This is a genomic window from Vibrio sp. RE88, from assembly GCF_013113835.1.
Classification (GTDB): Bacteria; Pseudomonadota; Gammaproteobacteria; order Enterobacterales; family Vibrionaceae; genus Vibrio.
In genome coordinates, this window is sequence record NZ_VTYQ01000003.1 from 471624 (window position 1) to 484287 (window position 12664).

The window sequence follows — 12664 nt, forward strand, 5'->3', positions numbered from 1 at the left end:
CGTTACTTCTCTCTCTTACTGCGAGTTCAGCGACTTCTGCATTGTCAGTTTATTGAGCTCCTTGACCTCTGGGTCTTCACTTTTCACTCCTTTGAACAAGCGCTCGTAATTGTTCCAGAGGATCCTGATCATCATTAGTGAAAACGCGATCGGAAGAATCATGTAGAAATACTTCATCGGAATCCCCGTCGTCTGAGATTTCCAGAACAGGTTCATTTTGTTGAACACAAAGTCATAGCTCAGATAAACGAAGTAACCGTTGAACAGTAACCAAAGGAAATCTGCAATGGTTTCACTGATGGTCTGGACGATAGGAGGGAAAAACTTGAAGTGAAAACTGACTCGGTTATGCGCCGACATTTTGGCTGCGACAACCGCGCCTAAATAGGCAAACCAAACAAACATGTAGGTGGCGACTTCGTCTCCCCATGGAATGGAATAATCGAACAGCTGGCGTGAAATGATCTGTGAGAACAACAGCAGGACAAAACTTGCCAGTAGCAGGCAGCAAGTGTATTCCTCGACATTGTTCAGGTGTTTTTTAATTGTTTTAGCGACTGACATATAGCCTCCGGTGTTGATCTTTACATGACAACCAGTCGCTCAAGGGTATTGAACAGATAAACAAGTAAGGCCATGTAAAAACCCTACCTGCCCTGCTCGGGACAGATAGGGTGTATCTTGTCGTTATTGTCTACCCAGTAGTTCAAGAACGTTGTCTAGCTTTTCTTTGCCTCCGATACTTGAGTAGAACTTAGGCCAGACAGATTTAGTGACTTTATCAATCCACTCTTTCTCACCGTCAGCTGGGTCTGTAAACACCATGCCTTTGTCTTCAAGGTCTTTACGAATTTTGCTTTCTGTTTCCTGTAGGTAAGCAAAGCTATGTTCCGTTGCTTCTTTACCTGCATCAAGAATGATTTTCTGCATTTCAGGAGATTGCTGCTGGAAGATACTTTCACTGATGATCAGTGGCTCTAGCGAGAAGATGTAACGAATGTTAGTGACGTACTTTTGCACTTCATTAAACTTCATCGCATAGACAGTGATGTAAGGGTTGTCTTGACCATCAACCACGCCTTGTTGCAGACCAGTAAACGTCTCAGACCATGCCATAGGTGTTGGGTTTACACCCCACGCCTGATAAGAGGCAATCATAATTTCGTTACGAGGGACACGAATCACCAAGCCTTTTAGGTCAGCCGGAGACGCAACCGGTTTTTTCGAGTTTGTCAGCACACGGAAGCCTGAATAAGCCCAACCCACAACACGGACACCGGCATCACGGATGGTGTTTTCCACCAGCTCCTGACCGACAGGGCCTTGCGTCAATAGCACGGCTTCTTCAGCACTTTGAATCACGTAAGGCATAGTTAGAAGGCCAACAGTTGGAGAGAAAGGTGTGACGTTATTGATCGCCAAAACAGAGAAGTCCAACAGTCCAATGGCCGCGTCGTTGACGGTGTCTTGCTCGTTACCTAGCTGACCATTCGGAAACAGGTCGATTTTGACCTTGCCATCCGTTTTTTGCTCCATCAACTCTGTAAACTTAGTGCCGAGTTCCCATTGAGTGCCACCGGCAGCATCGCCGATTGCCATCTTGAAAGTTTGAGCAGCCGCTGTGTGTGACAATACTGTCATCGCTACAATTGTCATGCCTGCTACAATTTTATTCTTTATAAGTTTCATAGTCTTAACCTTTTCATATCGCGCAGATTCCCTACCTGCGCTTTGCTCACAAGGTGACCTGGTACAACTTTCCTGGTCGTTTGTATTTCCCTAATCTGGAACATTTAACTGATTACAGCACCTCATCTTTTAGCTGATACCATTGATAGAGGAACCGCTGCCCAACTCGTCGAAATGGTGCAAATAACTCCGATTCCACCACTTCTCTCACGTTCGGGAACGGAAGTTTTGATTCAAATATTGGAAGGTCGAGTGTATGGCCTTCACCTGCTATCCACTGTGCTAAGCGCTTACCAGCCTGCGCCGAATACATCACGCCATTTCCGCCATAGCCCAACGCATAGAAAATGGACTCGCTCGGATTTGGCTGATAAATCCGCGGCATCATGTCGTGGCTAACGTCTACCCAACCCCACCACGAGTAATCGACCTGAATCTGATCCAGTGCGGGGAATTTACGCGCCAGATCTGCTCTTAGCATGTCTTCGTACTTTTTCTGCGGAGCGTCACGGCCCGTGATAGCACTTCGTGTACCAATCTGTACTCGGTTGTCTGGCAATAAACGGTAGTAGTGACGCAATACGCGTGTATCGGTAATCACCTGATTGGTTTTGAAATTACACGCTGCTATTTCATCTGCAGTCAGTGGACGCGTCACCATGGAGTTAGATAACACCGGTAACAGACGGTTTTTGAGAGAAGAGTGCAGACCTTGACTGGTGTAGCCACCCGTACACACACCGACCGACTGCGCTTTCACCACTCCACCGGGTGTCTTGAGATAATGCACACCACCTCGAGTTTCCCACCCTGTAACTGGGCTGGCTGGGTGCACTTTAACTCCAAGTGCTCGCGCCTTTTTCAGGTAACCAAACGCCAGCTTGCCCGCATGAATACCGATGCCTTCAGGCTCATGCATCGCCCCCGCAGCTTCCTGATCACCGACGTACTCTCGTTTCACGGTGTCGGCATCTAAGATCTGCGCGTCATAGTTAAAGGTCTCACGAAGCAATTTGGCTTCCTTCTCCAACGTCGGCATGATCTTGGCACGGTGAGCAATATAGAAGTGGCCACCCGGCTGAGGATCACAGTTGATGTCTTTTATCAGAGACTTAAAGGTGTTCATTCCATCCACACACTCTTGGTGCATTTTTAGAGCAGTATCAACACCCCAGCGTTGAATCCATTGTGAACGCTTCAGTCTTCCGGAGGCGCATTGCGCTTGCCCGCCATTTCGGGTGCTACACCCCCAACTTAAGCGGTTGGCTTCAATCACTGTCGCTTTAATGCCATACATTTCAGCTAAGTGAATCGCGGTGCTCAAGCCAGTAAAACCTGAGCCAATGATGGCGACATCAACATCCATATCGGATGTGATCGGGCCGTCGTCTTCTGGCGGTGCGCCTGCAGTATCAACCCAGTAAGTCGGCGCGTATTCCTTACCCTGTCCCGGGTTTTTGTCTTTAAGCGGATCATATTTGGGATCGTACTTATCTTTTGCTTGTGTCGTTTTTACCTGAGGCTCTTCAGCATCAAAGGCTGGCTGGTCCATGACTAAACTCATAATTCGACTCTCCTGGTCATAACACGTGAATAACGATTTCTTAGCGCGTTTATTTATTAGGAGTCTGTGCCGGTCGAGTTTTTCTGAACGCATTCTTCACTTGGATCTTGCCATCTTTAAGCGTGAAGACATCAACCATACGAGCTTCAGTCACACTGCCATCTGGATTGGTGGCAGAGAACGTTGATTCTGTAATGGCTTGGTCACCACAGACGAAGTGAACAGGATCACTCCAAGCTGCATCAGGGAAGTTTTTGAAGACCGCTGCAAAGCTGTCACGAACCGCTTCTTTTCCTTCAATAGTGGTGCCAAACAATCCTTCGCCAGCAACCGTGTGGAATACGCAATCATCAGTCATGAACGTCATCAAGGCTTCAACATCGTGATTGTTCCACGCATCGCTAAATGATTGTAAGAAAGCACTATCGACTTGGTTTTCTTGTACTAATGTCGCTGCAGTAGTTTGCATATTCATATTCCAAGGTCCTTTTATGTTTACGTTATTGGTTTAATATCAGCAGATAATCTGCCATTTATAATTAGAGCAATAAGACTAGTTAACATTTCGTTAACAAGGTCCCTCACTTTATCTTTGAGTTTTATTTAATTCAAACGTTGAGTTCACAGATTACAGTTTTATGACTATTTAATTATTCAATTAAAAATAAAATTCAGATCTATTTAATAAAATTATCAATTTGAATTATTGAATAATACTGACACTTTATGCTCAATCAAAATCAAAGTCTTGATGATAAACTCTTCCGTATTGTTCAAGAACACGTTGTTCATTTTTATTATCATGTTCTGAGGAAATGTCTCCTTTATTTTTATTACTCATGATTTCTGCATCATCTAAGTGAGTATGCACATCTGTACTTTCTTTTTCAGGTTGATACGAAATACCCATAGCTATCAATTCCTCTATAAGTTTCTTTTTCACTGAAGGTAATATATGAATCAAAGTCAATCGATTTTCATATTCCTTTTCCGCATACAAGGATTCAAAGTATTCTGTCGCGCTGCGTTTCAGAGGGTGGATGGAATACCACTTCTCTCGGTCTCGCTCATACGTATCACAGCTTGCAGCATTAAATATCTTTGTGCTTTTCAGAGAGTATGGGCAGTCAATAAATCTAACATGCTGATTATCATTAGCTTTAAGTACCGTCATACTCTGAACATTGTCACTGTGGCAGACAGACCACAGCGCTTTGCTGGCATTCTCAGTCCATTCTAATAGCCTGGTTGGAAAGCCTTGTAGCCTCGCCATACACATCAAGAGCCAGTCATTAATCTCACGCTTATCCTGATAATGGAGGCCATAAACTCTAATGGCTGATAACGTCTCTTGCTCTAAGTCATATATATTTCTAGCACGCACACAACCAAGTTTAGGAACTAATATTGAGTTATTATTTTCATGTGCATGATATAAAGTTGGACCGCTATTATTACCAATGGTTTCTATTATATTGAAAAAGTCTTTAATCGAACTTATGTAGTGTTTATCATCCATAATTACATCCTTACAGTACTAATAATCACAAATACTAAGAAACCATTCGTTGACCATAAATCACAGTCAACATATATCCCGCTATAAAAACAGCATTAAGCAGTAATAACAGTATTGGTTTCCATCCGAGAGAAAAAAGTTTTTCAAATGAGGTTTTTACCCCTAAAGCTGCAATTGAAATCACCAGACACCATTTAGAAAGTTCAGACATACCTTCTGCCAATGGCGCAGAAACCCAACCAAAACTGTTAATCGTAATTAATCCAATAAATACAATCAGAAAGAACGGCATTATTGGTGTTGATATATGCGAATCTGAATTGCCGTTATGACTTTTTACCCTGAAAGTTAATGCAATGAGTAAAATCACTGGCATTAGCATGGCGACTCTGAACATCTTCGCTAGCGTCGATGCATCGCCGATTTCTGTCGATAACATGAATCCGGCGCCAACTACCTGCGCCACATCGTGAATCGAACCACCGAGGAACATACCCGCTTCACTCGCTGTTAAGCCAAGTGAATTAACAATCAGTGGATACAACACCATAGCAATTGTTGAGAATGCGGCAACACCAATCGCTGTCATCAGGGTGTATTGCTCATTCTCCTTGCTTTGAGGGATGGTGGATGAAATGGCCATGGCCGCTGAAATGCCACAGATTCCCGTTGCGCCCCCAGCAAGTAGGCCAAACGTTCCCGATACGTTAAGCAGTTTTGCCAATATAAGGCTAAATGAAATGGTCAGTACGACTGCGCCAGCCAGAATCCCTACCCCTTCCAGCCCAATCGCACTGACATCGCTGAAAGCAATACGCACGCCCAGCAATGCCACACCAATCCGCACCAGTTTCTTTGCCGCAAACTCGATACCTGCACCGCACTTTTCGTGATCGGATAAAAAGTGCAATGAGATACCCAGCAACAATGCATAAAGAAACTTAGGGCCTCCATAATGATCAGAGACAAAGGTTGCTGCCGCTGCAATCACGACACTTAGCAGCAATCCCGGTGCGATGCCTGTCGCCTCAAAGTAGAGACTACGCGGCATTTTCATTGTTTTAGAAATCATTACATCCACCATCTTACTCAATCCCTGAGTCCGGCCACTTTCTGGCCGGACAGCCAGCCCGCGACTTATACGTAGTCTTTGTATTTGTCGAGGAAGCGAACAGGTTTAGACAGTGCATCTCGGCGGAACGGGTCGCCCAATTCCTGAGTACACATGATTTCAATGATGGTGGTTTTGCCTTCGTTCATTTGCATGTCGATGGCTTTTTGCAGAGTTGGTCCAACATCTTCCAGTTTGTCGACGGTAATCCCTTCAGCCCCCATTGCGCGTGCGATTTCTGCGAAGCTCTGGTTATCCAGCTCACCAGCAACAAAGCGGCGATTGTAGAAGTCGACCTGGTTCTTCTTCTCTGCGCCCCATTGACGGTTATGGAATACCACCGCGGTTACTGGAATGTTGTGACGAACACACGTCATGGTTTCCATCAAACTCATCCCCCAAGCACCATCACCAGCGTAAGAAACCGCCGGACGATGTGGCGCTGCAACCTTAGCACCAATAATGGTTGGGAAAGCGTAACCACAGTTACCAAAGCTCATTGCGGCAAAGAAGCTGCGCGGTTTTTCAAAGCGAAGATAGCTGTTCGCCACTGAGTTGATGTTACCGATGTCGGTAGACACCATGACATCTTCTGGCATCGCTTTTTCAAGTTCACGCAGTACCTGACGTGGGTGTAGGTACTCACCACCAGAGAACGGTGTTTCATTGGCATTTTCTTCGATCATGTCTAGGCTGAACGGGTCACGTTCATGCGTCCACTCGTCGAGCTCTTTTTCCCACAATGCTTTTTCTGTCGCGACTTTGTCCAAGCGTACTGCTTTGTTTTCATCACATGCCAGAGCACGTCCTTCAAGCCTTGTCGCTAATGCCACTGCTGATGCTTTCGCGTCACCACAGATGCCAACAGAAATTTTCTTAACCAGACCCAACATTTTATTGTCAGCATCAATCTGGATGATTTTGGCGTCTTTTGGCCAGTAATCCATGCCGTGCTGTGGCAACGTACCAAATGGACCAAGACGAGTTCCGAGCGCAATCACCACGTCGGCCTGAGAAATCAGCTTCATCGCAGCTTTAGAACCTTGGTAGCCTAACGGGCCACACCAAAGAGGATGGCTAGCTGGGAATGAGTCGTTATGCAGGTAGCTGTTAACCACTGGAGCACCTAAACGCTCTGCAAGTGCCGCACACTCTTCAATCGCATCGGCCATGACCACGCCACCACCTGAAATGATGACAGGGAATTTCGCTTCTGCGATCAGCTCTGCCGCTTCATTAAGGGATTGTTCACCACCTGGGCCTCTGTCCAGACGAGCTGGTTTTGGAATCTCAGTCTGAATTTCACCATAGAAGTAATCACGAGGAATGTTGAGCTGGGTTGGACCCATTTCACTCATTGCTCGGTCAAAACAGCGACCAGTGTACTCCGCCATACGATCTGGATGGGTCACATGGCCCTGATACTTAGTAAACTCCTGAAACATTGGCAGCTGGTTACACTCTTGGAAACCGCCAAGACCCATGGTCTTTGTGCCCGTTTCTGGTGTGACAATCACAACTGGGCTGTGTGCCCAATAAGCCGCTGCAATCGCAGTAACACAGTTACTGATGCCCGGACCATTTTGTCCAATAACAACACCATGTCGTCCAGAAACTCGTGAGTAACCGTCAGCCATGTGAGCAGCGCCTTGCTCGTGCACTACCGGAATCAATCGAATGCCTGCAGGAGCGAATATATCCATCGCATCCATGAATGCTGATCCCATGATGCCGAACATATCTGTTACGTCATTGGCAACCATGGTCTCAACGAATGCTTCTGATGGTGTCATTGTCGCATTGCCGGAAACAACCGTGCGTTTTTCTTGCTCACTCATTCTTCCCTTCTCCTTGAATTGACATAAATTTCACTTTTCGGAATGAATTGTCTCTTTTTTTGATTCAAATTCACCTTAGTTGGGGATTTTTTCGTCGTCAAATTTTTTCATCAAATTGGAACAATTCATTCTAATTAATAAAACTAGATCACATTATTGACAGTTTTTTGTACAGAAAGTGTCGTTAAGTCATTCAGACCTGCTCATAATCGAGCACAGATTTGTTCAAGCTAGTAGATGGTCACTGAACATATGGGGATCAGCGCTGTATTAAGAGGGAAGGAAAATGGATCAGGCACTCATGGCACCAAACAAGCAGGTTAGCGTTCGCGAAACCTTTGGCATCGACAGTGATTTGGAGGTGTTAGCATTTGAAAAAAGAGGAGAATATGTTCCTAAAATAGACCCTAACTATTGCTTTGATCCTGAGGTCACACTGGCGATTTTAGCTGGATTCACTTCAAACCGACGCACCTTGATCCAAGGCATGCACGGTACGGGCAAGTCTTCGCACATCGAACAAGTCGCAGCGAGACTTAACTGGCCTTGTCTGCGAATCAATTTGGATGGCCACCTGAGCCGACTCGACTTAATTGGCAAAGACAGCATAGTGCTCAAAGATGGTTTGCAGGTCACTGAATTTAAAGAAGGCATTCTTCCTCAGAGCATACAGCAGCCAATTGCATTAGTACTGGATGAATACGATGCTGGCAGGCCAGATGTGATGTTTGTTATCCAGCAATTGCTGGAACAAGATGGCAAGTACACGTCTCTCGAACAGAATCGTGTGATCACCCCGCATCCGTTTTTTCGCCTGTTTGCGACATGCAATACTCTTGGTTTGGGTAACTTTTCTGGACTGTACAGCGGAACTCAAGTCCTCAACCACAGTCAGTTGGACCGCTGGAATATCATTGCAACTCTCAACTATTTGGATGCCCAACATGAAGTCTCAATCGTCTTGTCGAAGATCCCCCAGCTCAACACGGAAAACGGACGCCAACTGGTCAATAAGATGATTGCCACCGCAGGGCTTACCCGAAATGGCTTTGCCGCCGGTGACCTTTCCACCGTGATGTCTCCAAGAACCGTTCTGACTTGGGCGGAAAATATTCAAATTTTCAACAGCGTCGCCACCGCTTTCAGGCTGTCTTTCGTCAATCGTTGTGAAGATGAAGAGCAAGAACTGGTCGCTGAGTATTACTACCGCTGCTTTGGGGAGGCTCTGCTCTCTGACAACTGCGCGACCACATCTCAGGAGCCCATCAGCCATGGCTAGTGTTTCCTCTCAGCAGAAAAAGATCCTCGACCTGAGTGTTTCTGTCGCCCGTGCAATCAGTGGCGAAGACACATTAAGCTACCGAGGTGACCGTCTGTACAAAGGCAATCGCCCGTTTTATTTTCTGTCTGCCCACACCAATGACCTGACTTTCTTGACTCGTCACGAACTGACAAAAAGTAAACAGGCTACGCAGGGAAAAATGGACTCAGCCGCACTGAGACTGCTTTTGTCCGACTCCCACCTGCACCAAGCACGGCGACCAGAACATGACATTGAACGGCTGCTTTTCGACTTCTGCGAACAAGTACGGGTAGAGTCATTAATCCCAGAGCATTTCAAAGGTGTTCAACGGAGCACTCGCTTTAACTTCGCTTATTGGAGTGAGCAATATCATCAAAATGGTTTTACTGAGTCTCGCCTCGGCATTCTGCTGTTTACCCTGATGCAGGTGATCTATTCAAGATTAACTGGCGTTGCGGTTGCTGAACCGATTGCCGAGTCGATTGAAGCAACGCGTGCCGGAATCGTGCCGTTAATCGGGCATTCGCTCAAGTCATTAAAACAAAATAGGCATCAGCAAGCCGAGTTTTCGACTTACGCTCTGCAGCTTGCCCAGTGTGTTTCCGAACTCATTGAAAGCGAAGAAAAAGAGTCCGAGAACCAAAGCACACCTACCGTCGAAGAAGACATCAAAATCCTCGCGCAAATTGCCCTTATCGTCGACGGAGATATAGAAGAGACTGACATTCCAGCCGATGAAACCGGCCAGAGTAAAGTGTTTGAATTGGCCGATGCTCAGTACCAGGTCTATACACGTGAATTTGATCAAGTTCGCCAAGCGACGTCCCTTGTCCGCCATGCTCTGCTCGATGAACTAAGACAGAAACTGACCGATGATATGATGGCGCGTTCAATCAATACCCGGCGTCTGGCGGCGATGTTGGCCAGCAGTGTGCTAATGCCAGAGCAAAATTGTCATCGGGATCAGTTGGAAGAAGGCATCGTTGACGCCGCCGCCATTACACGGGTGGTGACATCGCCCCATGATCGCCACATTTTCTTTCAAACTGATATCGGCGCCTCTTCCAACGTTGCCATTTCCTTCCTGATCGACTGCTCAGGTTCAATGCAAAAACACGCCCATAAGCTCAGCATGTTAATAGATACCTTGCTTAAATCTGTCGGGCTGGCCGACATCCCATGTGAAATTCTCGGATTTACCACCGGAAACTGGAATGGCGGCAGAGCTTATCGGCAATGGCTGAAGCAAGGGCAACCCCAACACCCGGGGCGTTTAAATGAAGTGCGCCATATTGTTTTCAAAGACTTTGATACCCACTGGCGCCGTGCAAGACGGGGAATCGCCAGCCTGCGTAAAGCCGACATTTTCAAAGAAGGGATAGATGGTGAAGCTATCCAGTTTGCATGCCAACGGCTCACTCAACAAGGCGCACAACGTAAGATTCTGATCGTTTTTTCTGATGGGTGCCCGATGGATACCGCGACCTCAACGGCTAACGATTCGTTTTATCTCGACAACCACCTTAAACAAGTCATCGAGCAAGCAACGCATAGCGCCCAGATTGACGTCTATGGCGTTGGCATGGGGGTCGATCTCAGCCCTTATTATCAGCGTAACATCATTATTGATCATCAGGAAAACTGCTTGTTTACCATCTGTCGTCACCTGTTCACTATGCTAAAACGGTGAACAGGGCGTTGCTAAGCTTGTAGTGAAAGAAGAGAGGCAATGATCAGGTAGCTGCCTATCATCAACAGTACTGAAAATACCAACTTCCTCAGCTGTTGATTGGACAAAGGGGGTGGGAAACGCCGCGCGATGATGGTCACCCCTGTTACCAAAGGAATAGCTACTGCTGATAGCAGCAATATGTTCGATTCTAAGCTGCCATCAAGATAGACGTAAGTGGTACGAGACGCCGAAGTACACGCGAAAACCATCAATAAGGTGCTGCGCACTAACTCAATGGAAAACGGCTGTTTGTAGAGATGGTAGACAATCGGCGGCCCAGCCATGCCAAACAGACCACCAGCCAGACCAGAGCCAAACCCTGAGAACAAAAAAGAAGTGGAAGCAGAACGGTTTTCAAGCGTTTTGGGCTTAAACATGAAGTTCAGCCCAGCACCGAGAATCATGATCCCCAGCATCCCTCGCATGATATTGGTCGCCGACGCGCTCAGTTCATCGAGCAAATACACACCCGCCATGACCCCAGGCACGATACCCACGACCAATGCCAGCATGATTTTCAATTCCCCCTTTAGTGGCTTACCAACAAGAGCTACCAGACAGTTAAACAGGGTAACAATGCTGACCACAGCAGCGATAACGGGCAAAGAGACCAAATTCAGACTGACCGTCAGGCCAATCACTATGATTCCTAATCCAAAGCCCGTTACCGTTTGAAAGTAAGTACCGATGGCGATGGTCGCGAGTATGGCCAGTAAAGCGGGTATTTCCATTCAATCTCCTAATTCACGCTGCTGGTGAGCGCGGGGTCAACCGGGTCCGGTTGCGTGTTATTCTCTTCTTGTGCCTGCACTACTGTCACAGCAATGACATTCACGATGTCGTCAGCGGTACAGCCGCGAGACAGATCGTTCGCTGGTTGATTCAAACCTTGCAAAAGCGGGCCAATCGCAACTGCCCCACCGAGCCTTTCGGCCAACTTATACCCAATATTGCCAGCTTCCAGATTAGGGAAAATCAGCACATTTGATTGCCCTTTGACTTGAGAGTCTGGCAGCTTCTTAGCGGCAATTTCCGTCACTATAGCCGCATCAAGCTGAACGTCCTGATCGACTGCAATATCTGGGCATCGCTGTTTCACCAATTGCGCGGCATGGCGAACTTTGTCGACGGATTCGTGCTTGGCACTGCCGTTGGTTGAAAAGGACAACATTGCGACTTTAGGCTCTTCCATCAAAAGGTTGCGCGCACTTTGAGACGCGGCCACAGCGATAGAGGCCAACTCGCTTTCATTAGGATCGATCACTAAACCACAGTCACTGAAGATCAATCCCCCTTTAAGGTTATGGAACGGCTCACACAGCATCATCAAGAAAAAACTCGACACCAATTCACTGTCTGGCGCTGGGCCAATGATCTGTAACGCTGCTCTCACCACATCTGAAGTTGTGTACTGCGCTCCGTTAACCGTGCCATCACTTAAGCCTTCACGAACCATCAGGTTGGCGAAGATCAGCGGGTCTTGTACTTGTTGCAGAGCTTGGTCGTAAGACAACCCTTTGTCCTTTCTCAATAGGTAGTATCGCTCAGCCAGCACTTCTTTAAGTGGTGAACTGTCAGGAGAGACAATATGCACTCCAGCAAGACTGACCTGATGCAACTTTGCGGCATCACGAATCGCTTGTTTGTCACCAACTAAAGTGATGTGGGCAATCTTCCTGTCCACTGCCATTCGAGCCGCAGCGAGCACACGCGGGTCTTGCGCCTCACTCAGTATGATCCGCTTACGATTCTGTTGAGCTTTGTTGATGATCCTTTTTATCGCTTTCATTTAACAAACTCCATTTAGTGAGACAAATTGTTCCATATATTTATTTAATGTTAATGACGAGACAACAAAAGATCAATTTTTATTCAGAAAATGGATATATTATTATTAGGACTGTACAA

General features: G+C 46.6%; 11 protein-coding genes. 2 read left to right on the plus strand and 9 right to left on the minus strand.

The annotated features are described in order from the left end of the window. Positions 1 to 15 precede the first annotated feature (15 nt). The 7 genes from F0265_RS08165 to xsc form a co-directional block, all read right to left on the minus strand. On the minus strand, positions 16 to 564 hold the full coding sequence (locus F0265_RS08165; RefSeq protein WP_006959181.1) for a TRAP transporter small permease: 549 nt from the start codon (positions 562 to 564) through the stop codon (positions 16 to 18). A gap of 123 nt (positions 565 to 687) precedes the next feature. Then, a complete protein-coding gene (locus tag F0265_RS08170; RefSeq protein ID WP_038512651.1) occupies positions 688 to 1689 on the minus strand; it encodes a TRAP transporter substrate-binding protein in 1002 nt (333 codons plus the stop codon). Positions 1690 to 1801: 112 nt separating this feature from the next. After that, entirely contained in the window at positions 1802 to 3253 is a 1452-nt protein-coding gene (locus F0265_RS08175; protein ID WP_171748503.1) for an FAD-binding oxidoreductase, read from the minus strand. A gap of 49 nt (positions 3254 to 3302) precedes the next feature. Continuing rightward, positions 3303 to 3728, minus strand: a complete 426-nt coding sequence (locus F0265_RS08180; protein ID WP_019276709.1) for a nuclear transport factor 2 family protein — start codon at positions 3726 to 3728, stop codon at positions 3303 to 3305. 255 nt (positions 3729 to 3983) lie between these two features. Further along, positions 3984 to 4772 (minus strand): FRG domain-containing protein, encoded by a 789-nt coding sequence (locus F0265_RS08185; protein WP_171748504.1) that lies wholly within the window; start codon positions 4770 to 4772, stop codon positions 3984 to 3986. 34 nt (positions 4773 to 4806) lie between these two features. Then, on the minus strand, positions 4807 to 5844 hold the full coding sequence (locus F0265_RS08190; protein ID WP_171748505.1) for a putative sulfate exporter family transporter: 1038 nt from the start codon (positions 5842 to 5844) through the stop codon (positions 4807 to 4809). Positions 5845 to 5909: 65 nt separating this feature from the next. Continuing rightward, entirely contained in the window at positions 5910 to 7721 is a 1812-nt protein-coding gene (xsc, locus tag F0265_RS08195; protein ID WP_006959195.1) for a sulfoacetaldehyde acetyltransferase, read from the minus strand. Between the two features lie 286 nt (positions 7722 to 8007). On the opposite strand from xsc, the gene F0265_RS08200 reads away from it, so the two are divergent. Both F0265_RS08200 and F0265_RS08205 read left to right on the plus strand, forming a co-directional pair. After that, positions 8008 to 9000, plus strand: a complete 993-nt coding sequence (locus F0265_RS08200; RefSeq protein ID WP_171748506.1) for a MoxR family ATPase — start codon at positions 8008 to 8010, stop codon at positions 8998 to 9000. Then, on the plus strand, positions 8993 to 10714 hold the full coding sequence (locus tag F0265_RS08205) for a cobalamin biosynthesis protein CobT (RefSeq protein ID WP_171748507.1): 1722 nt from the start codon (positions 8993 to 8995) through the stop codon (positions 10712 to 10714). The genes F0265_RS08200 and F0265_RS08205 overlap by 8 nt, the downstream gene beginning before the upstream one ends. Positions 10715 to 10725: 11 nt before the next feature. Here F0265_RS08205 and F0265_RS08210 read toward each other — a convergent pair whose 3' ends face one another. Next, positions 10726 to 11487 carry a sulfite exporter TauE/SafE family protein gene (locus F0265_RS08210; RefSeq protein WP_171748508.1) on the minus strand — a complete coding sequence of 254 codons (762 nt, stop codon included), beginning with the start codon at positions 11485 to 11487 and terminating at the stop codon, positions 10726 to 10728. Positions 11488 to 11495: 8 nt separating this feature from the next. Beyond that, a complete protein-coding gene (gene pta, locus F0265_RS08215; RefSeq protein WP_171748509.1) occupies positions 11496 to 12545 on the minus strand; it encodes a phosphate acetyltransferase in 1050 nt (349 codons plus the stop codon). Between the last annotated feature and the right edge of the window lie 119 nt (positions 12546 to 12664).

Bases quoted from the DNA above. Each gene is read 5' to 3' on its own strand.
- F0265_RS08165 (WP_006959181.1), bottom strand. From the start codon at position 564: ATGTCAGTCGCTAAAACAATTAAAAAACACCTGAACAATGTCGAGGAA.
- F0265_RS08170 (WP_038512651.1), bottom strand. From the start codon at position 1,689: ATGAAACTTATAAAGAATAAAATTGTAGCAGGCATGACAATTGTAGCG.
- F0265_RS08175 (WP_171748503.1), bottom strand. From the start codon at position 3,253: ATGAGTTTAGTCATGGACCAGCCAGCCTTTGATGCTGAAGAGCCTCAG.
- F0265_RS08180 (WP_019276709.1), bottom strand. From the start codon at position 3,728: ATGAATATGCAAACTACTGCAGCGACATTAGTACAAGAAAACCAAGTC.
- F0265_RS08185 (WP_171748504.1), bottom strand. From the start codon at position 4,772: ATGGATGATAAACACTACATAAGTTCGATTAAAGACTTTTTCAATATA.
- F0265_RS08190 (WP_171748505.1), bottom strand. From the start codon at position 5,844: ATGATTTCTAAAACAATGAAAATGCCGCGTAGTCTCTACTTTGAGGCG.
- xsc (WP_006959195.1), bottom strand. From the start codon at position 7,721: ATGAGTGAGCAAGAAAAACGCACGGTTGTTTCCGGCAATGCGACAATG.
- F0265_RS08200 (WP_171748506.1), top strand. From the start codon at position 8,008: ATGGATCAGGCACTCATGGCACCAAACAAGCAGGTTAGCGTTCGCGAA.
- F0265_RS08205 (WP_171748507.1), top strand. From the start codon at position 8,993: ATGGCTAGTGTTTCCTCTCAGCAGAAAAAGATCCTCGACCTGAGTGTT.
- F0265_RS08210 (WP_171748508.1), bottom strand. From the start codon at position 11,487: ATGGAAATACCCGCTTTACTGGCCATACTCGCGACCATCGCCATCGGT.
- pta (WP_171748509.1), bottom strand. From the start codon at position 12,545: ATGAAAGCGATAAAAAGGATCATCAACAAAGCTCAACAGAATCGTAAG.